The 19,282-nt window shown below is 71.9% G+C and carries 16 protein-coding genes; 12 read left to right on the plus strand and 4 right to left on the minus strand.

What is annotated here, in order from left to right; all coding sequences use genetic code 11:
• Nucleotides 1–8: 8 nt before the first annotated feature.
• Nucleotides 9–515 carry a cysteine dioxygenase gene (locus AC07CM_RS24255; protein WP_478878540.1) on the minus strand — a complete coding sequence of 169 codons (507 nt, stop codon included), beginning with the start codon at nucleotides 513–515 and terminating at the stop codon, nucleotides 9–11.
• Nucleotides 516–1,187: 672 nt separating this feature from the next.
• Between AC07CM_RS24255 and AC07CM_RS24260 the strand changes: the two genes are divergently transcribed.
• The 3 genes from AC07CM_RS24260 to AC07CM_RS24270 all read left to right on the plus strand — a co-directional run bounded on the left by AC07CM_RS24260 (nucleotide 1,188) and on the right by AC07CM_RS24270 (nucleotide 6,757).
• On the plus strand, nucleotides 1,188–1,451 hold the full coding sequence (locus AC07CM_RS24260) for a WhiB family transcriptional regulator (protein ID WP_010986447.1): 264 nt from the start codon (nucleotides 1,188–1,190) through the stop codon (nucleotides 1,449–1,451).
• Nucleotides 1,452–1,622: 171 nt separating this feature from the next.
• A complete protein-coding gene (locus AC07CM_RS24265; protein ID WP_478878541.1) occupies nucleotides 1,623–5,252 on the plus strand; it encodes a glycosyltransferase family 2 protein in 3,630 nt (1,209 codons plus the stop codon).
• Nucleotides 5,249–6,757 carry a DUF5719 family protein gene (locus AC07CM_RS24270; RefSeq protein ID WP_478878542.1) on the plus strand — a complete coding sequence of 503 codons (1,509 nt, stop codon included), beginning with the start codon at nucleotides 5,249–5,251 and terminating at the stop codon, nucleotides 6,755–6,757. Before AC07CM_RS24265 ends, AC07CM_RS24270 begins: the two co-directional genes overlap by 4 nt.
• 37 nt (nucleotides 6,758–6,794) lie before the next feature.
• Here AC07CM_RS24270 and AC07CM_RS24275 read toward each other — a convergent pair whose 3' ends face one another.
• Nucleotides 6,795–7,247: a metallopeptidase family protein gene (locus AC07CM_RS24275; RefSeq protein ID WP_478878565.1), complete on the minus strand. Its 453-nt coding sequence runs from the start codon at nucleotides 7,245–7,247 to the stop codon at nucleotides 6,795–6,797.
• 331 nt (nucleotides 7,248–7,578) lie between these two features.
• On the opposite strand from AC07CM_RS24275, the gene AC07CM_RS24280 reads away from it, so the two are divergent.
• The 6 genes from AC07CM_RS24280 (at nucleotide 7,579) to AC07CM_RS24305 (ending at nucleotide 13,359) form a co-directional block, all read left to right on the plus strand.
• Entirely contained in the window at nucleotides 7,579–7,953 is a 375-nt protein-coding gene (locus tag AC07CM_RS24280; RefSeq protein WP_037660842.1) for a DUF3499 domain-containing protein, read from the plus strand.
• A gap of 162 nt (nucleotides 7,954–8,115) precedes the next feature.
• The gene (locus AC07CM_RS24285; RefSeq protein WP_478878543.1) at nucleotides 8,116–9,480 is read left to right on the plus strand and encodes a phosphomannomutase/phosphoglucomutase; all 1,365 of its coding nucleotides are present in this window, start codon (nucleotides 8,116–8,118) and stop codon (nucleotides 9,478–9,480) included.
• Nucleotides 9,481–9,589: 109 nt separating this feature from the next.
• Nucleotides 9,590–9,760 carry a Trm112 family protein gene (locus AC07CM_RS24290; protein ID WP_007382472.1) on the plus strand — a complete coding sequence of 57 codons (171 nt, stop codon included), beginning with the start codon at nucleotides 9,590–9,592 and terminating at the stop codon, nucleotides 9,758–9,760.
• Nucleotides 9,761–9,849: 89 nt separating this feature from the next.
• On the plus strand, nucleotides 9,850–10,977 hold the full coding sequence (locus tag AC07CM_RS24295) for an SIS domain-containing protein (protein WP_478878544.1): 1,128 nt from the start codon (nucleotides 9,850–9,852) through the stop codon (nucleotides 10,975–10,977).
• Nucleotides 10,978–11,094: 117 nt separating this feature from the next.
• On the plus strand, nucleotides 11,095–12,246 hold the full coding sequence (manA, locus tag AC07CM_RS24300; RefSeq protein WP_478878545.1) for a mannose-6-phosphate isomerase, class I: 1,152 nt from the start codon (nucleotides 11,095–11,097) through the stop codon (nucleotides 12,244–12,246).
• A gap of 132 nt (nucleotides 12,247–12,378) precedes the next feature.
• Nucleotides 12,379–13,359 carry a cation diffusion facilitator family transporter gene (locus AC07CM_RS24305; protein ID WP_478878546.1) on the plus strand — a complete coding sequence of 327 codons (981 nt, stop codon included), beginning with the start codon at nucleotides 12,379–12,381 and terminating at the stop codon, nucleotides 13,357–13,359.
• 15 nt (nucleotides 13,360–13,374) lie between these two features.
• Here AC07CM_RS24305 and lepB read toward each other — a convergent pair whose 3' ends face one another.
• Entirely contained in the window at nucleotides 13,375–14,055 is a 681-nt protein-coding gene (gene lepB / locus AC07CM_RS24310; protein ID WP_478878547.1) for a signal peptidase I, read from the minus strand.
• A 442-nt stretch (nucleotides 14,056–14,497) separates the two neighbouring features.
• Between lepB and ahcY the strand changes: the two genes are divergently transcribed.
• Together ahcY and AC07CM_RS24320 are read left to right on the plus strand one after the other, a co-directional pair.
• On the plus strand, nucleotides 14,498–15,955 hold the full coding sequence (ahcY, locus tag AC07CM_RS24315; RefSeq protein WP_478878548.1) for an adenosylhomocysteinase: 1,458 nt from the start codon (nucleotides 14,498–14,500) through the stop codon (nucleotides 15,953–15,955).
• Nucleotides 15,956–16,060: 105 nt separating this feature from the next.
• Nucleotides 16,061–16,675, plus strand: coding sequence for a hypothetical protein (locus AC07CM_RS24320; protein ID WP_478878549.1), 615 nt, complete (start codon nucleotides 16,061–16,063; stop codon nucleotides 16,673–16,675).
• Nucleotides 16,676–16,712: 37 nt separating this feature from the next.
• Here AC07CM_RS24320 and AC07CM_RS24325 read toward each other — a convergent pair whose 3' ends face one another.
• Nucleotides 16,713–17,753 (minus strand): RDD family protein, encoded by a 1,041-nt coding sequence (locus AC07CM_RS24325; protein WP_478878550.1) that lies wholly within the window; start codon nucleotides 17,751–17,753, stop codon nucleotides 16,713–16,715.
• 144 nt (nucleotides 17,754–17,897) lie between these two features.
• On the opposite strand from AC07CM_RS24325, the gene AC07CM_RS24330 reads away from it, so the two are divergent.
• On the plus strand, nucleotides 17,898–18,905 hold the full coding sequence (locus AC07CM_RS24330) for a stage II sporulation protein M (protein WP_478878551.1): 1,008 nt from the start codon (nucleotides 17,898–17,900) through the stop codon (nucleotides 18,903–18,905).
• The last annotated feature ends 377 nt before the right edge of the window (nucleotides 18,906–19,282 follow it).

Raw genomic sequence — 19,282 nt, forward strand, 5'->3', positions numbered from 1 at the left:
ACAACGTGTCAGGCAGTCACCGCACGCGGCTCGGTGCGCGCCTCGCAGTGCGGGGAGGTGTGCATCGGCATCTCGGTCAGGCCGGGGTAGTAGACGTGCAGGCTCACGGCGGGCTCCAGCGCGTCGTTCACCACCTCGTGCACGTACCCCGGCGCGAACACCCGCTGTGCGCCGGGGGCCAGCGCGCGCGTGTCCCGCTCGGTGTGTTCGGTCAGCGTGCCCTCGAGGACGGTGAGGACACCGGAGGAGCGGCCGTGGTCGTGCCGCCCGCTGCCCTGCCCGGGCACCCAGGACAGCAGCCACACCTCGTAACCGGGGCCGGTGCGCAGCCGGTGGTACCAGCGGGTGGTGGCGTCGTAGCGGACGAGGTGCGCCCACTGGGAGCGGTCGGCGGCGATGGCGCGGGCGAGGCCCACGAACTCGGCGACGGTGGCCGGGTGCTCGCGCGGCGGCTGGAGCAGGTGCTGGACTTCGAGGATGTCGCCGGCGATCTGGAGGTCGTTGTCGCTGTTCATCGGGGTGCGGTGATTCCTCGGATGAAGAGTGGGGGCTGGCTGGGTGTCGCTTGGCGTCCGCCCGGGTCACGGGCGAGGCGGGTGTTCCGGATGCGGGTCAGGAACGGCGGAACGCAGCCGGGTCGAGTGGACCCGGGAGAAGCCGGAGCGCGATGGGCTCAACAGCTGGGACAGCAACAACAGCTACAGCGCGCGCGGGCGGCACCGAGGGACCCGGCGGTGCGGGTCGAGGTGGGTGCCAAGTTCGCGAACATGCCCACTAGGACACCGGTTCACACCCACACTGTCAACTCGGCGCCCGGAATGTGGGACATGTTTCACCTCATCCGGTTCATCTGTCAGGTGAAAGGTTTGTTCACCCGGAACCCGGGACACATGGCGCACATCCGAGCGCGCAAGTCTCGCGGAACGCGATCGAACGCAGGGGCGTCTTTGTCCGTACAGAGGTACGTACGGGGTCCGTCGCCCTTCCGGACCTCGCCTGCGTGTTGAGGTTTATGCCGATTTGAACACTTTCCGCACGGCCTTGGTTCCGCAGAGTGAATAACGGGCTCAATAGCAGATCTCGGCTTGACTCGCCCGGAGCAGCACACTTGTAATTTCACTCGTGTCGTTCAGCCGAAATCGGTAACGGCTACGCACGGGGACGCGAAAGACAGACGAGGGGCGCACATGACCGAGCTGGTGCAGCAACTGCTGGTCGACGACGCGGACGAGGAACTCGGCTGGCAGGAGCGCGCGCTGTGCGCCCAGACCGACCCCGAGTCCTTCTTCCCCGAGAAGGGCGGCTCCACCAGAGAGGCGAAGAAGGTCTGCCTCGCCTGCGAGGTGCGTTCCGAGTGCCTCGAGTACGCCCTCGCCAACGACGAGCGCTTCGGCATCTGGGGCGGCCTGTCCGAGCGCGAGCGCCGCAGGTTGAAGAAGGCCGCCATCTGACCGCCCAAACTCCGACATACTTCGCGAACGGCCCGTCACCAGTGGGTTATCCACAGGCGGCGGGCCGTCGTCATGGCCAGCCGATAGTGTGGGCGCTCGTCCGAGACGCCCCGCTGTCCCCTCGGGGCACAGGCGTCCACCGCAGTCCATCGAACCGGGGCCCGTACCTCGATGTCCGTGCACAGCCACAGCCATGCGGCAGCCCAAGGCGGCGCTGCCACCCCTGAGTTCCCGCGTCATGTGGTGACCGCGGTCCTCGTCTCCCATGACGGCGCCCGCTGGCTGCCTCACGCGCTCGCCGGGCTGCTCGGCCAGGAGCGCCCCGTCCAGTACGCGGTCGCGGCCGACACCGGCAGTGCGGACGACTCCGCCCAGCTGGTCGCCGAGGCTCTCGGCGACGACCGCGTGCTGCACCTCGCCCGGCGCACCGGCTTCGGCCAGGCCGTCGAGGAGGCGAGCCGCATCGCCCCGCTCCTCACGCCGGACGAGCTGCCGTACCTCAAGCGCCCGAGCGGCTGGGACCCCGTCACGCGCAGCTGGCGCGACGACGCCTACGACCTGCCCGACCTGCCGCACGGCGAGCCCGTCCAGTGGCTGTGGCTGCTGCACGACGACTGCGCACCCGAACCCGACGCCCTCGCCCAGCTGCTCCGGGTCGTCGAGAACGAACTGGAACTGGGCCGCGACGACGTGGCGGTCGTCGGCCCCAAGCTGCGCGGCTGGTACGACCGCAGGCAACTGCTGGAGGTCGGCGTCTCCATCGCCAACTCGGGCCGCCGCTGGACCGGACTCGACCGGCGCGAACAGGACCAGGGACAGCACGACCACGTCCGCACCGTGCTGTCCGTCTCCACCGCCGGCATGCTCGTCCGCCGCGACGTCTTCGAACAGCTCGGCGGGTTCGACCGCAGGCTGCCCCTGATGCGTGACGACGTCGACCTGTGCTGGCGCGCCACCGAGGCCGGCCACCGCGTCCTCGTCGCCCCCGAGGCGGTCGTCAGGCACGCCGAGGCGGCCTCCCGTGAGCGCCGTACCGTCGACTGCGTGGGCCGCACCGCCGCCTCCCCGCACAAGGTCGACAAGGCCGGCGCCGTCTACACCCTCCTCGTCAACAGCCGCGGCGCCGCCCTGCCCTGGGTGCTGCTGCGGCTCGTCCTCGGCACCCTGATCAGGACCGTCGCCTACCTCGTCGGCAAGGTTCCGGGACAGGCCGTCGACGAGATCCGCGGACTGCTGGGCATCCTGCTGCGGCCCGAGCGGATCCTCGCCGGACGCCGCCGCCGCGGACCCTCGCAGATCGACAAGGGCGAACTGCGCGGGCTCTTCCCGCCGCCCGGCGCGACCGTCCGCGCCACCGTGGAACAGTTCGCGGGCAACTTCTCCGGCGGCTCCGACAGCGACACCTCCTCGGCCGGCCGGCACGGCGGTGCCGTGGAGTCCGGGCCCGGCGGCGACGACGCCGACTTCCTGGAGATCGAGCAGTTCGCCCGGCTCAAGCGGATCGCCCGCAAGCCCGGCCCGGTGCTCTTCCTGGTCCTGCTGCTGGTCTCGCTCGCCGCCTGCCGCGCCCTGCTCGGCGGCGGCGCGCTCGCGGGCGGCGCCCTGCTGCCCGCCCCGGCCGACGCCGGCGAACTGTGGTCCCGCTACACGGACGCCTGGCACCCGGTGGGCGCAGGCGGCACCCCGTCCGCACCTCCCTACCTCGCCGTCGTCGCGACCCTCGCCTCCCTGCTGTTCGGCTCCACGGGACTCGCGGTCACCGTCCTGCTGGTCGGCTCGGTGCCGCTGGCCGGCCTCACCGCCTACTTCGCCTCCCGCCCCCTGGTCGCCTCGCGCCTGCTGCGCGCCTGGGCGGCCGTCGCCTACGCCTTCCTGCCCGCCGCCACCGGCGCCCTGGCCGGCGGCCGCATCGGCACCGCCGTCCTCGCCGTGCTGCTGCCGCTCATCGCGCGCGCGGGTGTCGCCGCGAGCGGCCTCGCGAACGCCTCCGGTGCGCGCGGAAGTTGGCGCGCGACCTGGGCTTACGCACTGCTGCTGACCATCACCACCGCGTTCACGCCGATCGTCTGGCCCCTCGCCCTGGTCCTCGGCCTCGGCGTACTGGTCCTGCGCCGCGGTGACCTTCTCGCCCACGGCCTGCGCTTCCTCGCCCAGCTCGGCACCCCGCTGCTGGTCCTCGCCCCGTGGTCGCTCACGCTGCTCCCGACCGGCTTCTTCAAGGAGGCGGGCCTGGACTACGGCGCCTCCAGCGCCTCCGCGCTCGACCTGCTCGGCGCGAGCCCCGGCGGCCCCGGCACCGTCGACGGCCTGATGCTCATCGGCATCGTGCTGGCGGCCCTGGCCGCACTGCTGCGCTCCGAGCGCCAGTTGGGCATCCGCACCGCCTGGGCGATCGCCCTGGTGGGCCTCGTCTTCGCCGCCCTGTCCAACCACTCCACCTGGGCCGGACCGGCCACGCTCGTCTACGGCATCGCCCTGCTGGCCGCCGCCGCGCTCGGCGCCGACGGGGCACGCGCACGCGTGGCCGAGCAGAGCTTCGGCTGGCGCCAGCCCGTCGCCGCCCTCATCGCCATCGCCTCGGGCGCGGGCCCCCTGCTCGTCGCCGTGGGCTGGATGATCGGCGGCGCCGACGGCCCGGTGGAGCGCCGCGACCCGGTGCAGGTGCCCGCGTTCGTCGCCGAGGACGCCGCCACCCGCGACCAGGCCCGCACCCTGATCCTCGACAGCGACTCCACCGCTCGCGTGCGCTACACCCTGGTCCGTGGCTCCGGCGCCCGCATGGGCGACGCCGAACTCGCCGCCGCCGACGGGGAGAACGCCAAGCTCGACAAGATCGTCGCCAATCTCGTCGCCGGCTCCGGCGCCGACCAGGCCGGCCAGCTCGGCGGCTTCGCCGTCCGCTACGTCCTCGTCCACAAGGGCGCCCCCCGCGACGTCACCCGCGTCCTGGACGCCACGCCCGGGCTGAGCCGGCTCAGCCAGCAGAACGGCAGCGCCCTGTGGCGCGTCGACCAGCAGGTCTCCCGCGCCACCATCGTGCCCGCCGGCGGCTCGGGCACCGCCCAGTCCGTCGCCGCCGGGCCGGTGGAGATCCACACCACCGTCCCGTCCGGTTCGAACGGCCGCGTCCTGCGCCTGGCCGACGCCGCCTCCGACGGCTGGACCGCCACCCTGGACGGCAGGCCGCTCACCCGCACCACGGTCGACGGCTGGGCCCAGGGCTTCCAGCTGCCCTCCACCGGCGGCACGCTGGACGTGGGCTACGACGCCCCGATCGCGCACACCGCCTGGCTGTGGGCGCAGGCCTCGCTCGCCGTCGTCCTCGTCGTGCTCGCCCTGCCCGGCCGCCGCCGCGACATCGACGACGACCTCCCCGAGGAGCAGCCGCTGCCCGCCCAGGCCACCGCGGGCGAGGGCCGCCGCGCCCGCCGTCTGCGCGCCCAGGCCGAGGAACCCGCCGCCGCGGAACAGCCCGCCCCCGGCGCCGTGCCGCCTCCCCCGGAGGAGGCACCGGCCGCCGTCCCCCAGCAGCAGTCCTACGGCGACTGGGACTACGCGGGCGCCGAGTACGGCGGTTACGGCGCCGACCAGTACCAGAACGCCGGGCAGTACCAGGCGGGCGGATACGACCAGCAGGCGTACCAGTCCGACCCCTACCAGACCGGCCAGTACGACCCCTATGCCTACGGCGGTACGGCCGAGCAGATGCCGTACGACCCGACGGCGTACCAGCAGGGATACGACCCGGCCCAGCACCCCTACGGCACCGACAGTGAGCGCCCCGACGGGAGCCAGCAGTGAACCGCACCACCCTGTCCCTGATCGTCGGCACGACCGCGCTGGCCGCCGTCACCGCCTTCGCCGCGCTCGACACGCCGTCCGCGTCCGGCGCGGCTCCCGCCAAGGCGGCCGCCGAGCTGCCCGTGGAGCGCACCAGCCTGCTGTGCCCCGCGCCGAGCATCTCCGACATCGCCGACACGTCGTACACGTCGTTCACGCCCGTCACCAAGGGCGCGGGCAGCGCAGGCAAGGCCGAACTCCGGGCGGCGGCCGAGCAGTCGGCCGACGGCACGAGCGGCACCGGGACGGGCAAGGGCACCAAGAAGAAGGCCGGCAAGCCGGTCCTCACGCCGAAGGCGCCCGGCACGCCCGTCACCGGTGACACCTCCGGCGCCGACGCGCCCGCGCTGGTCGGCACCGCCGACGGGAAGTTCGCCCCGGGCTGGACCGTCCAGGAGACCACCGAGGTCGCCGCGGGCACCGGCCGCGGCCTGCAGGGCGTCAACTGCACCGCGGCGGACACCGAGTTCTGGTTCGCGGGCGCCAGCACGTCCGCCGACCGCACCGACTACGTGCACCTCACCAATCCGGACGCCTCCGCCGCCGTCGTCGACCTCGAGCTGTACGGCAAGAACGGCGCGATCAAGTCCGCGGTGGGGGACGGCTTCACCATCCCGCCGCACGCGAGCAAGCCGGTCCTGCTGTCCACCCTCACCGACGAGCGGCAGACCGACCTGACCGTGCACGTCAGCGTGCGCAGCGGGCGGGTCGGCGCGGCTGTGCAGGCCCTGGACGACAAGGTGGGCGGCGACTGGCTGGCCGCGGCCGCCGACCCGGCCGGCAGCCTGGTCCTGCCCGGCATCCCGAAGGACGCCACCGACGTCCGTCTGATCGCCTTCACCCCCGGTGACTCCGACGCGGACCTGAAGGTCCGCCTGGCCTCGCCCGACGGCCTGATCACCCCGGCCGGGAACGAGACCCTGCACGTCAAGTCCGGCATGACGACGGCGGTCGACCTCGGCGACGTCACACGCGGCGAGGCGGGCTCCGTGGTCCTGACCCCCACCGACCAGTCGGTCCCGGTCGTGGCGGCACTGCGGGTGGTGCGCGGCAAGGGCGCCAAGCAGGAGACGGCGTTCATCCCGGCCACGGCCCCCGTCGGCACGCGTGCGACCTCGGCCGACAACAGCGGCAAGAGCTCGACCGTCTCCCTGACCGCGCCCACCGGCGCCGCCACGGTCAAGGTCACCGCGTCGGCGGGCAGCGAGGGCGGCACGCCGGTGACGAAGACCTACACGATCAAGTCGGGCAGCACCCAGGACATCGCGGCCCCCGTCCCGTCGGCCGTGAAGGGCACCTACGCCCTCACGTTGGAGCCCGTCTCCGGCGGCCCGGTCTACGCCGCCCGCACCCTGTCGGCCACGGAGTCCGGCATCCCCGGCTTCACCATCCAGACCCTCCCGAGCGACAGGGGGATGGTGTCGGTTCCGGAGGCGGACGAGGACTTGTCGGTGCTCCAGAAGTAGGGGCGGGCGCAGGCCGGGGCTGCCAGCCCTCCCCGGCCTAGTCCTCCCCGTACCGGGGGTCCACGGTCTCCGGAGTCAGCCCCAGCAGCTCCGCCACCTGCTCGACGACCACCTCGTGCACCAGCGCGGCCCGCTCGTCGCGCCCCTTGGTCCGGATCTCCACCGGCCGCCGGTAGACCACGACCCGAGCCCGCCGCCCGTCACGCGCGGGGATGATCCCGCCCAGCGGCACGGCCTCGTCGCTCCACGCCTCCGCGCCCCGGCTTTCCAGCCGCGGTACTTCGAGCACCAGGAAGTCGATGTCGGCCAGCTGCGGCCATCGCCGTTCGAGACGCTCCACGGAGTCCTGCACCAGGTCCGCGAACACCTCGGCACGGCTGGCCGCCAGCGGAACCTGCGGAGGAGCGATCGGCCCCCGCATGCCCCTCCCGTGGCGATCACGGCGACGGGGCCCGGGGCCGGCGGCACGAGGCGGTACACGGTTGTCCATCACTGGTGAAGCGTAGTCCCCGCACACCCCCGCCGCCGGGCCCCACGCGGCAACCGGCCACGTGCCAGAACCTGTCGCAGGATGACCATTCCGGCCAAGGTGTGGCTCGTTTCCGTAACCCTCCAAGACCGCCGAACTCAAGGCAATTGACGGTGTTTGTGCCGACCCGTGACCGGACGCGGCCCCGCCCAAGGTCTCGCGCGGGCCCGTTCACGCAGGTCAGCGGGGCGTGTTCGGGAGGGTGTGTGTGGTGTCTCACAGTACGACACGGTGGAGTGACCTGGGGGAGAGTCGTCGCGGCCCGCTCAAGAGTGCGGTACCGTCCATCGTCGTGAGCCCTGTACGTCGCTGTTCGCGCACCGCCTGCGGCCGACCCGCCGTCGCGACGCTGACGTACGTCTACGCCGACTCGACCGCGGTCCTCGGCCCGCTCGCCACCTACGCCGAACCCCACTGCTACGACCTGTGCGCCGAGCACTCCGAGCGCCTCACCGCCCCCCGCGGCTGGGAGGTCGTCCGCCTCCTCGACGGCTCCGCTCCCGCGCGGCCGAGTGGAGACGATCTGGAAGCGCTTGCCAACGCCGTGCGCGAGGCGGCCCGTCCCCAGGAGCGGGCGGCCGAGGCGGGCGGCGGAGCGCGCACCGCGGACCCGATGGAGGTCGCCCGCCGCGGCCACCTGCGCGTCCTGCGTTCTCCGGACAACTGAGCCCCGCTCACCGGCGTTCAGCCCCTGCCGGGACCCCACGTCACGCCCCGCCCCGCGTTACGACTCGGATGCGTCTGGGAGTCCACCTGGTGTCCGCACACCCGACCCTTACCCCTGACGGGTAGTTTGTGGGCACCCATAGGACTTTCAGGAGGGTTGGCCGTGGCTGCTGATCTGTCGCAGATCGTGAAGGCGTACGACGTACGCGGAGTGGTCCCGGACCAGTGGGACGAGTCGCTGGCCGGCCTCTTCGGCGCCGCCTTCGCCGAGGTGACGGGTGCGGCGGCGATCGTCGTGGGCCACGACATGCGCCCTTCGTCCCCCGGCCTGTCCCGCGCGTTCGCACGCGGCGCGGCGGACCGCGGGGTGGACGTCACCGAGATCGGCCTGTGCTCGACGGACCAGCTGTACTACGCCTCGGGCGCGCTGAACCTGCCGGGCGCGATGTTCACGGCCTCCCACAACCCGGCGCAGTACAACGGCATCAAGATGTGCCGCGCGGGTGCCGCCCCCGTCGGTCAGGACACGGGCCTCGCGCAGATCCGCGAACTGGTCGAGGGGTGGCTGGAGTCGGGGGCTCCGGAACCGGCGGCCGAGCCGGGCACGCTCACCACGCGCGAGACGTTGGAGGATTACGCGGCGTACCTCCGCTCCCTCGTCGACCTGACCTCCATCCGCCCCCTGAAGGTCGTCGTCGACGCCGGCAACGGCATGGGCGGCCACACGGTCCCCACGGTCTTCGCCGGACTGCCCCTCACGCTCGTCCCGATGTACTTCGAACTGGACGGCACCTTCCCGAACCACGAGGCCAACCCGCTCGACCCGGCCAACATCGTGGACCTGCAGAAGCGGGTCCCCTCGGAGGAAGCCGACCTGGGCATCGCCTTCGACGGCGACGCCGACCGCTGCTTCGTCGTGGACGAGAACGGCGACCCGGTCTCCCCGTCGGCGATCACCGCGCTGGTCGCCGCGCGCGAGCTGGCCCGCAACGGCGGCAAGGGCACGGTCATCCACAACCTGATCACGTCCCGTACGGTCCCCGAGGTGGTGAAGGAGAACGGCGGCACCCCGGCCCGCACCCGCGTCGGCCACTCCTTCATCAAGGCCGAGATGGCCCGCTCGGGCGCGATCTTCGGCGGCGAGCACTCCGCCCACTACTACTTCAAGGACTTCTGGAACGCCGACACGGGCATGCTGGCCGCCCTGCACGTCCTCGCGGCCCTCGGCGGCCAGGACGGTCCCCTGTCCGCCCTCGTCGCCCAGTACGACCGCTACGCGGGCTCCGGCGAGATCAACTCCACGGTCGCCGACCAGACCGCCCGCCTCGCCGCGATCCGCACCGCCTACGAGGGGCGCCCCGGCATCACCCTCGACGACCTCGACGGCCTCACGGTCTCCGCCGCCGACTGGTGGTTCAACGTCCGCCCGTCCAACACCGAACCCCTGCTGCGCCTGAACGCGGAGGCCAAGGACGAGGCGACGATGACCAAGATCCGCGACGAGGCGCTGGCGATCATCCGGGCCTGACACACGGGCCCGTCGGCCCGGGCTCGCCCAACCCCGCCGCTCGCGCCGCGCCGGCGGTACGCTGACCAGCACATCAGCAAAGCCCCACCCGCCCCCGAAGGGACACCTCATGCCGCTCGAAGCCGGCCTCCTGGAGATCCTCGCCTGCCCGGCCTGCCACGCCCCCCTGAAGGAGCAGGACACCGAGCTGATCTGCACCGGCCAGGACTGCGGCCTCGCATACCCCGTCCGTGACGGCATCCCGGTCCTGCTCGTCGACGAGGCCCGCCGCCCCGCGTAGCGCCCCACCACCGGCGTAACAACGGGGCGCCGCGCCCCACCCGCGCTAGACCCCCCGAACAGGACCCCGGCGATCGGAGGCTGCCGCCCATGCTCGACGAATCGCTGCTCGACAGTCCGGACGGCCTCGCCGAGGTCGATCGGCGAGGCCTTCTGCGCGGCGCGGCGGAGGCCGGCGCCCGCGTCCGCACGGCGGCCCGGCACGCCGTCGAGGCCGGAGTCGGCGACCTCAAGCCCGACGGCCGCCCCCGCTCCGTCCTGATCGCCGGCCCGGGCGCCGCCGCGACCCACACCGCCGACCTGCTGGGCTCCCTCGCCGGCCCCGGCAGCCCCGTCATCCGGCTGGCCCCCACCGGCGTCGCCCCGGCCGCGGGCGCCCTGCGCTGGGAACTCCCGGGCTGGGCCGGCTCCGTCGACCTGCTGCTGATCGCCACCCCGGACGGCACCGAACCCAGCCTCTCGCTGCTCGCCGAGCAGGCCTACCGCCGCGGCTGCTCGGTCGTCGCCGTGGCCCCGGCCCACACCCCGCTCGCCGAAGCCGTGTCCGGCGCGCACGGCCTGTTCGTACCGATGGCGACGGCGCCGTACGACCAGGAGGAACCGCTCGCCGCGTCCTCCCCGGGCGTCTTCTGGGCGATGCTCACCCCGCTGCTCTCGCTCCTCGACCGCATCGGCCTGCTCGGCGCCGCGCCGGACGCCCTGGAGAAGGTCGCCGACCGCCTGGACCACGTCGCCGAACGCTGCGGCCCGGCCATCGCGACCTACAGCAACCCGGCCAAGACCCTCGCCGCCGAACTCGCCGACGCCCTGCCCGTCGTATGGACGGAGGGCCCCTCGGCAGGACCCGCCGGTCGCCGTTTCGTCGCCGCCCTCGCGGAGCTCGCCGGCCGTCCCGCCGTGGTCGCCGAACTGCCCGAGGCACTCGCCGCGCACAGCGCCCTGCTGGCCGGCCCCCTCGCGGCCAGCGCCGACCCCGAGGACTTCTTCCGCGACCGCGTGGAGGAGGCGCCCGCGCTGCACGCGCGCGTGGTGCTGCTCCGCGACCGCCCGATCGGCGGCCTCACCGCCGCCCCCGCCGCCCGTGACCTTGCCCTCAGCCATGACACGCCGATGAGCGAACTCGAACCGGAGGAGGGCGGCGAACTGGCGACCCTCGCGGAACTGATCGCCGTCACGGATTTCGCCGCTGTTTACCTGGCGCTCGCTTCCGGGGCCTGATCTTGCCTCAGGTCGTCGCACCCGGGCCCGCCCGGGGCGTCCGACCCGCGCCCACCACCGGAACAGGAACCGGCCGGCGCCGACCGCGCAGCGCACTCACGGAGACGTAGAAACCACATGGATCGCCTCGACAACACCGTCCGCCCCTACGCCTGGGGTTCGCCCACCGCCATCCCGCACCTCCTCGGCGTCGAGCCGACCGGCGAACCGCAGGCGGAGATGTGGATGGGAGCCCACCCCGGTGCCCCCTCGCGCACCGCACGCGGGACACTCGTCGAGGTCATCGACGCCGCCCCGGAGCGCGAACTGGGCGCCGGGGCGATCGCGAAGTTCGGCCCGCGGCTTCCGTTCCTGCTCAAGATCCTCGCGGCCGGGGCGCCCCTGTCCCTCCAGGTGCACCCCAACCTGGAGCAGGCCAAGGAGGGGTACGCCGACGAGGAGCGGCGCGGCATCCCCATGGACGCCCCGCACCGCAACTACAAGGACGCCAACCACAAGCCGGAACTGATCTGCGCGCTCACCGAGTTCGACGGCCTGTGCGGCTTCCGCGACCCGGTCCGCACGGCCGACCTGCTCGACGGGCTCGGCGTCGACTCCCTGAAGCCGTACGTCGACCTGCTGCGCGCCCACCCCGAGGACGCGGCGCTGCGCGAGGTCCTCACCGCGATCCTCAGCGCCGACCCCGAGGAGATGGCCCACACGGTCGCCGAGGCCACCGCCGCCTGCACCCGCCTCGGCGGCGACTACGCCCCCTACGCCGGCCTCGCCCACCACTTCCCGGGCGACCCCGGCGTCATCGCGGCCATGCTGCTCAACCACGTCCGTCTGCAGCCCGGCGAGGCCCTGTTCCTCGGTGCCGGCATCCCGCACGCCTACCTCAGCGGCCTCGGCGTCGAGATCATGGCCAACTCCGACAACGTCCTGCGCTGCGGTCTGACCCCCAAGCACGTCGACGTCCCCGAACTCCTGCGCGTCGTCCGCTTCGAGGCCGGAGACGCGGGTGTGCTGCGGCCCGAGGCCTCTCCGGACGGCGAGGAGGTCTACGAGACGCCGATCGACGAGTTCCGGCTCTCCCGGTACGTCCTGCCCGAGGGCGGAACCGCCCACGACCTCACCCTGGAAACCCCGCAGATCCTGCTCTGCACGGCCGGTTCCGTCCGGGCCGGCGAGCACGAGCTCGCTTCCGGCCAGTCCGTCTTCGTCCCGGCGGGCGAGAAGGCCGAGGTCTCCGGCGCGGGCACGATCTTCCGTGCCACCGTGATCGTATGACCGGGGCTGTGGATACCTGACGCGCCGCCGTCCGAGCGGGCTGCAAGAATGGCCCACCGGCAAAGCACGGGCAAAGACGGGCACACGCCTGGACGGCGTAGACGTACGAGGGCGAAGGGACAACGCGGACACATGAGCGCGTCAGGCGGTACCAGGGCGATCGTGGCGGCACTCGGCGCCAATCTCGCGATCGCGGCATCGAAGTTCGTGGCGTTCGCGTTCAGCGGCTCCTCGTCGATGCTCGCCGAGGGCGTCCACTCGCTCGCCGACTCCGGCAACCAGTTCCTGCTGCTGGTCGGCGGCAGGAAGGCCCAGCGCGAGGCGACCCCGCAGCACCCCTTCGGCTACGGCCGCGAGCGGTACATCTACGCCTTCCTGGTCTCGATCGTCCTCTTCTCGGTCGGCGGCATGTTCGCCATCTACGAGGGCTACGAGAAGATCGTCCACCCGCACGAGGTGGAGCACTGGTACTGGCCGGTGGGCGTCCTCGTGTTCGCGATCATCGCCGAGGGCTTCTCCTTCCGCACGGCCATAAAGGAGTCCAACGAACTCCGCGGCAAGCTGTCCTGGTCGCAGTTCATCCGCCGCGCCAAGGCCCCCGAGCTGCCCGTCGTCCTCCTGGAGGACTTCGGCGCGCTCATCGGTCTGGTCCTCGCCCTCGGCGGCGTCGGCCTCGCCCTGCTCACCGGCAACGGCGTCTGGGACGGCATCGGTACGGTCTGCATCGGCGTCCTGCTCGTCAGCATCGCCCTGGTCCTGGCCGCGGAGACCAAGTCACTGCTGCTCGGTGAGGCCGCCGGCCCCGACGTGGTGAAGCAGATCGAGACCGCGATGGTCGACGGCGAGACCGTGACCGGCGTCATCCACATGCGCACGCTCCACCTCGGCCCCGAGGAACTGCTGATCGCCGCCAAGATCGCCGTCCAGCACGACGACACGGCCACCGAGGTCGCGAACGCCATCGACGCGGCCGAGGCCCGCATCCGGGCCGCCGTCCCCATCGCGCGCGTGATCTACCTGGAGCCTGACATCTACAGCGAGGCCGAGGCAGCCAAGGGCCCGGACCCGGAGGCGACCCCGGGCGGCCCGACCCCGCACGCGGCCGGGCACTGAGGGCCCGCGGTCCGCTCAGACGGGCCGCACGGGCCAGGGCGCCGGCGGCACAGCCGGCGCCTTTCGCCGTCGTACCACCAGGGCGCCGATCCCCAGCCCGATGCCGGTGAGGATCAGGACGCCCCCGAGCAGCAGGGCCGCACCGAGTATCGCCGGGCCCGTACGGTCGTCGGTCACCCGACCCCGCACGGCGTCCACGGACACCGTGCCGCCCTGCTCGTCGAGGCGGGCACGGGAGTCCAGCGAGTTGGCGCGGTGATCGCCGAGCAGGAACAGGTGCCCCTGCGGGACCTTCACGTCGTACGACTTGTGCACGCCATCCGCGTCACCGCCGTACACGTACGGCTCCTCGACCGGCTTGCCGTTCACGCTCACACGCTCCCGCGAGCCCACCAGCGTGCAGCACGCCACCCGGTCCCCGCCCACACCGATGACCCGCTTCATCAGAAGCCCGTCGACCCCGTAGCCCTCCGGTGCCTCGAACATCACGACATCGCCGCGCCGCACCTCGCTGCCGTCGACGCGCTCCCAGATGATCCGGTCACCCTCTGCGTACGTCGGTGTCATGCTGCCGCCCGCCATGGTGGAGGCCCCGTAGGCCGCCCGCATATGGGCGAAGGTGCCGCCCGCCAACACCAACCCCAGCAGCCCCACCACGAGCGCCGCGATCCCCAGTCCCCGCCCTCTGCCCGCCATGCCCGTCCTCTCCACGCGGTCCGTCCGCGGCGCGGAGAATAGCGGTCCGCTGTGAATCACCCGTGCCCCTCGCCGTTCCCGACGCGAAGGCGAAGTCCCAGTTCAGTCCGGTTTGCGGTCGCCTGTCCCAGGCATTCCGGCCACCCGCCCGCCCTCTCCCGCACCCCACGGCGATCCCCGCGCGCACCCCCAGAACGACGTGAACCATTCGGAGGCGGACTGGGGGCAGACCCGCCCTCCGTGTAACTTGGGACGGAGCCAGACGTCGCTGCTGATGGCGGTCGGGCGGTCCAGGACGGACCGACCGAGGGAGAGAGGGCCTCCGACGGACTGCGCTGCGCGTACGCGGGCATGCCTGTGCCCTCTTCTCGGGCACCCCTGTGTCCGCCGCCGCGCAGACCAGCCGTACCCACCTCGACCCAATCCCGAGGAGCAGCTCGCAATGACGACTGTCGACAACCGACAGGACTTCAAGGTCGCCGACCTCTCCCTGGCCGAGTTCGGCCGCAAGGAGATCACCCTCGCCGAGCACGAGATGCCGGGCCTCATGGCGATCCGCAAGGAGTACGCCGAGGCGCAGCCCCTCGCCGGCGCCCGCGTCACCGGCTCCCTGCACATGACCGTGCAGACCGCCGTGCTCATCGAGACCCTGGCCGCCCTCGGCGCCCAGGTCCGCTGGGCCTCCTGCAACATCTTCTCCACCCAGGACCACGCGGCTGCCGCCATCGCCGTCGGCCCGAACGGCACGCCCGACAACCCGCAGGGCATCCCGGTCTTCGCCTGGAAGGGCGAGACCCTGGAGGAGTACTGGTGGTGCACCGAGCAGGCGCTGTCCTGGCCGGACAGCCCCACCGGCGGCCCGAACATGATCCTGGACGACGGCGGCGACGCCACCCTCCTCGTCCACAAGGGCGTCGAGTACGAGAAGGACGGCAAGGTCCCGTCCGTCGACACCGCCGAGTCCGACGAGCATCGCGTCATCCTCGAACTCCTGCACCGCACCATCACGGACGGTTCGCAGAAGTGGACCCAGCTGGCCTCCGAGATCCGCGGCGTGACCGAGGAGACCACGACCGGCGTCCACCGCCTGTACGAGATGCAGCGCGACGGCGTCCTCCTCTTCCCGGCGATCAACGTCAACGACGCCGTCACCAAGTCGAAGTTCGACAACAAGTACGGCTGCCGCCACTCCCTGGTCGACGGCATCAACCGCGCCACCGACGTCCTGATCGGCGGCAAGACCGCCGTCGTCTGCGGCTACGGCGACGTGGGCAAGGGCTGCGCGGAGTCCCTGCGCGGCCAGGGCGCCCGCGTGATCATCACCGAGATCGACCCGATCTGCGCCCTGCAGGCGGCGATGGACGGCTACCAGGTCACGACCCTGGACGAGGTCGTCGAGACCGCCGACATCTTCGTCACCACCACCGGCAACAAGGACATCATCCTTGCGTCGGACATGGCGAAGATGAAGCACCAGGCGATCGTCGGCAACATCGGCCACTTCGACAACGAGATCGACATGGCCGGCCTCGCCAAGATCCCCGGCATCGTCAAGGACGAGGTCAAGCCGCAGGTCCACACCTGGAAGTTCTCCGACGGCAAGGTGATCATCGTCCTCTCCGAGGGCCGCCTGCTGAACCTGGGCAACGCCACCGGCCACCCGTCGTTCGTGATGTCCAACTCCTTCGCGGACCAGACCCTGGCCCAGATCGAGCTGTTCACCAAGCCCGACGAGTACCCGACCGGCGTCTACGTGCTGCCCAAGCACCTCGACGAGAAGGTCGCCCGCCTCCACCTTGACGCTCTCGGCGTGAAGCTCACCAAGCTGCGCCCCGAGCAGGCCGCGTACATCGGCGTGGAGGTCGACGGTCCGTTCAAGTCGGACCACTACCGCTACTGAGTCCGAAGGTCCCCAGACCCTCCGAGGCAGGCCCCCGCACCCCCGTGTCGGGGGCCTGCCCCATTGGCCTCCGGCCGGACCGGCCCGTCACGACCCAGGACCCCCATGCCCCGCGGCCGCTATTCGCTCCACGATCCGCACGACCACACCCCCCTCGCAGAAGAGCACTTCCAGTGCGCCCCCGGCCCGTCCGGCTGGCGCTACGTATCCCGGCTGACCACCCCCGCGGGCGATCACCGGGGCTCGGTCGACCTCGCCCTGGACGAACTCGGCCGCCCTCTCCGCCTCGAACTCCACGCGGGAGGCTGGCAAGTCCGCGGCGCGGCCCTCGACGGCGTCACCTGGGTCCGCACCGACCCCACCGGCACTCATGCCACCGAAGGCAATGTGCGCGCCCACGCCTTCACCGGCACGTCCCCCGCGTTCCTCGTCGCCACCGCCCGGCTTCTGCGCCTCACCCCCTCCTCCGCCGCGACCCGCGTACGCCTCGTGGCCTTCACCGACCCGGTCCTCGCCCCGCTCACCGTGGACCAGTCCTGGACCTTGCTGAACAGCGAAGCACACGCCACTGACAACGGCCCCCTGACCGTGGACGAGTACCAGGTCACAGCCCTGGACACGGGCGAACAGCACACCGTGCACATCGCCGGGGACGTGGTCCTGGCCGCGCCCGGGATCGAGCTGGAGGACCTCCAGTCACCGCCGTCGAGATTCGACTGAGCGCAACGGCCTGACGGAGACGAGGCCACGCGGCCCGCTACGCCGGCGGCGCGAATCCGGTGGAACCCGAAGCCCCGGCCGGCCGTTCGGACGCCGTCTCGTCCTGCCGAGGCGGCGCCGGCTGCGCGACGGGAACCTGGGACTGCGGGGAGCCCTGGACCTGCGGCGGGGCGGACTGAGCGGAGCCCTGGTGCCAGACAGGCGCGTGCGGCTGATACGCGCTCGCCCCGTACGGCTGCGGCACCGGCGGCGGATAACCGCCGGGCACCCCGGCCGCAGGGATGCCCGGCGCGAAACCGGGAGGCGTGCTCCCCGGCGCGACCGACCCCGAGCCCGCGAACGCCCGCCGTGCCTCGCGGGCCTGCCGCTCATGGACCACCGCCGCGAGGAAGGCGGCCGGGTGCACACCCTGCGGAGCCGGAGTGCCGGTACGAGCCGAGAAGTCGGCCGCCAGCCGCTGCGCCATGTCCCAGGACACCTGCGGATCGAGCTGCTGCATCCGCGTCAGATACTGCCGGACGGCCAGCCACAGCCCATCGGGTACGGCCGACAGATCCAGCTCGGCGAACCGTCCCGCCAGCTCGGGCGGAGGAGGAGGCACGAAGCCGGTCCGCCCGACGGGAATCCGCTCGCGCACGACCAGGGTGCCCGCGAAGACGTCCCCGAGCCGTCGACCCCGCGCCGACACCAGCGAGGCGATGCAGGCCACGACCCCGAACGTCACCAGGATCTCCACCACACCGATCGCGCCCCGCACCAGCGCGTGCCGGAACCGGATCGGCCCGCCGTCGTCGCGCACCACACGCAGCCCGAACGCCAGCTTCCCCAGTGAGCGCCCATGACTCAGCGTCTCCACCGCGATCGGGCCGCCGACCAGCACCAGCAGAAAGGTCGCGATCGACAGCGCGACCTGAGCGGCGTCGTCCAAGGAGGAGGTCGACGCCACCAGTCCGACGGTCACGCCGATGTACACCAGTACGGCCACGACCAGATCGAGCAGCACCGCCAACGCCCTGCTCGGCAGCTTCGCGGGGCGCAGTTCGAGCGCCACCGCCTCGCCGGTCACCAGCTCACTCACGCCTGCCGTCCTCTCCCCTGGTCTGCCCCGTGAACCGCAAGTCTGCCAAGCTGAGGGCGCATCGCGCCGCAGTACGACAACCTGACAGCATCACGAGCATCCACGACGAGCAGTGGACGACCAGCCGAGGAGCAGGCAGACCCCATGGACCTGGACGTCTTCGTCTCCGCGCACCGAGCCGAATGGGACCGCCTCGACGCCCTGGTCCGCCGCCAACGCAGCCTCAACGGCGCCGAGGCCGACGAGCTCGTCGCGCTCTACCAGCGCACCGCCACCCATCTCTCCCTCATCCAGTCCAGCGCCCCCGACCCGCAACTGACCGGCCGGCTCAGCCGGCTCGTGGCACGCGCGCGCAGCGCCGTCACCGGTACCCGCCGCGCCTCATGGCGCGACGCCACGAGTTTCCTCAGTCAGGGTTTCCCCGCCGCTGTCTACCGCGCCCGCCACTGGTGGGTGCCCACCGCGCTGATCTCCACCGTCATAGCGATCCTCCTGGGCTGGTGGATAGGCACCCACCCGGAAGTGCAGTCGACCATCGCGGCTCCCAGCCAGCTCCGTCAGCTGACCCGCCCCGGCGGCGAGTACGAGACCTACTACTCGAGCCACCCGGCGGCCTCCTTCGCCGCCCAGGTGTGGACGAACAACGCCCAGGCCGCCGCGATGTGCCTGGTCCTGGGGATCTTCCTGGGCCTGCCGGTGCTCTGGATCCTCTTCGAGAACATGCTCAACCTGGGCGTCGGCATCGGCCTGATGTCCTCCGCAGGCCGCCTCGACACCTTCCTGGGCCTGATCCTCCCGCACGGTCTGCTCGAACTGACGGCCGTCTTCGTCGCCGCCGGCACCGGACTCCGTCTCGGCTGGACGCTCATCGACCCCGGTCCCCGGAGCCGTCGTACGGCACTCGCGGAAGAGGGCCGAGCGGCGGTGGGCATGGCGATCGGCCTCGCGCTGGTCCTGTTCGTCTCCGGCGCCATCGAAGGTTTCGTCACCCCGTCCGGACTCCCCACCTGGGCCCGCATCGGCATCGGGGTCGTGGCCGAGCTGGCATTCCTGACGTACGTCTACGTCCTCGGCGGCCGCGCGGTACGCACCGGCCAGTCGGGTGATCTTGAAGCTGCGGAGCGCAGCGCGACCGTGCCGACGGCCGCCTGATGTGCGTCCGGGGCCTGTGAGCTGCTAGTCTCCTCTTCGTCCCGCGAAACCCGTTGACACGGGTGGAGTGGGGAGGTAGATTCAAACAGTTGCCTAGAACTGGACAGGTTCAGGGCCGATCGTTTAAAATCTATCTGCTTCCAAAGAAGTCGCGGACTGCGCTTCCGGGAAGCACCCCCGACTTACTACTCAGAAATGAGCGGCCGGTCAGACCGGCCAAAAACTTCTGATAAAGTCGAAACCGCCGGAAAGGAAACCGCGAGAGCGGAAACCTGGAAAGCGCCGAGGAAATCGGGTCGAGAAAAGATCTGATAGAGTCGGAAACGCAAGACCGAAGGGAAGCGCCCGGAGGAAAGCCCGAGAGGGTGAGTACAAAG

The sequence above is a fragment of the Streptomyces sp. NPDC044061 genome (assembly GCF_056434305.1).

Bases quoted from the DNA above. Each gene is read 5' to 3' on its own strand.
- AC07CM_RS24255 (WP_478878540.1), bottom strand. From the start codon at position 515: ATGAACAGCGACAACGACCTCCAGATCGCCGGCGACATCCTCGAAGTC.
- AC07CM_RS24260 (WP_010986447.1), top strand. From the start codon at position 1,188: ATGACCGAGCTGGTGCAGCAACTGCTGGTCGACGACGCGGACGAGGAA.
- AC07CM_RS24265 (WP_478878541.1), top strand. From the start codon at position 1,623: ATGTCCGTGCACAGCCACAGCCATGCGGCAGCCCAAGGCGGCGCTGCC.
- AC07CM_RS24275 (WP_478878565.1), bottom strand. From the start codon at position 7,247: ATGGACAACCGTGTACCGCCTCGTGCCGCCGGCCCCGGGCCCCGTCGC.
- AC07CM_RS24290 (WP_007382472.1), top strand. From the start codon at position 9,590: ATGCCGCTCGAAGCCGGCCTCCTGGAGATCCTCGCCTGCCCGGCCTGC.
- AC07CM_RS24295 (WP_478878544.1), top strand. From the start codon at position 9,850: ATGCTCGACGAATCGCTGCTCGACAGTCCGGACGGCCTCGCCGAGGTC.
- manA (WP_478878545.1), top strand. From the start codon at position 11,095: ATGGATCGCCTCGACAACACCGTCCGCCCCTACGCCTGGGGTTCGCCC.
- AC07CM_RS24305 (WP_478878546.1), top strand. From the start codon at position 12,379: ATGAGCGCGTCAGGCGGTACCAGGGCGATCGTGGCGGCACTCGGCGCC.
- lepB (WP_478878547.1), bottom strand. From the start codon at position 14,055: ATGGCGGGCAGAGGGCGGGGACTGGGGATCGCGGCGCTCGTGGTGGGG.
- ahcY (WP_478878548.1), top strand. From the start codon at position 14,498: ATGACGACTGTCGACAACCGACAGGACTTCAAGGTCGCCGACCTCTCC.
- AC07CM_RS24320 (WP_478878549.1), top strand. From the start codon at position 16,061: ATGCCCCGCGGCCGCTATTCGCTCCACGATCCGCACGACCACACCCCC.
- AC07CM_RS24330 (WP_478878551.1), top strand. From the start codon at position 17,898: ATGGACCTGGACGTCTTCGTCTCCGCGCACCGAGCCGAATGGGACCGC.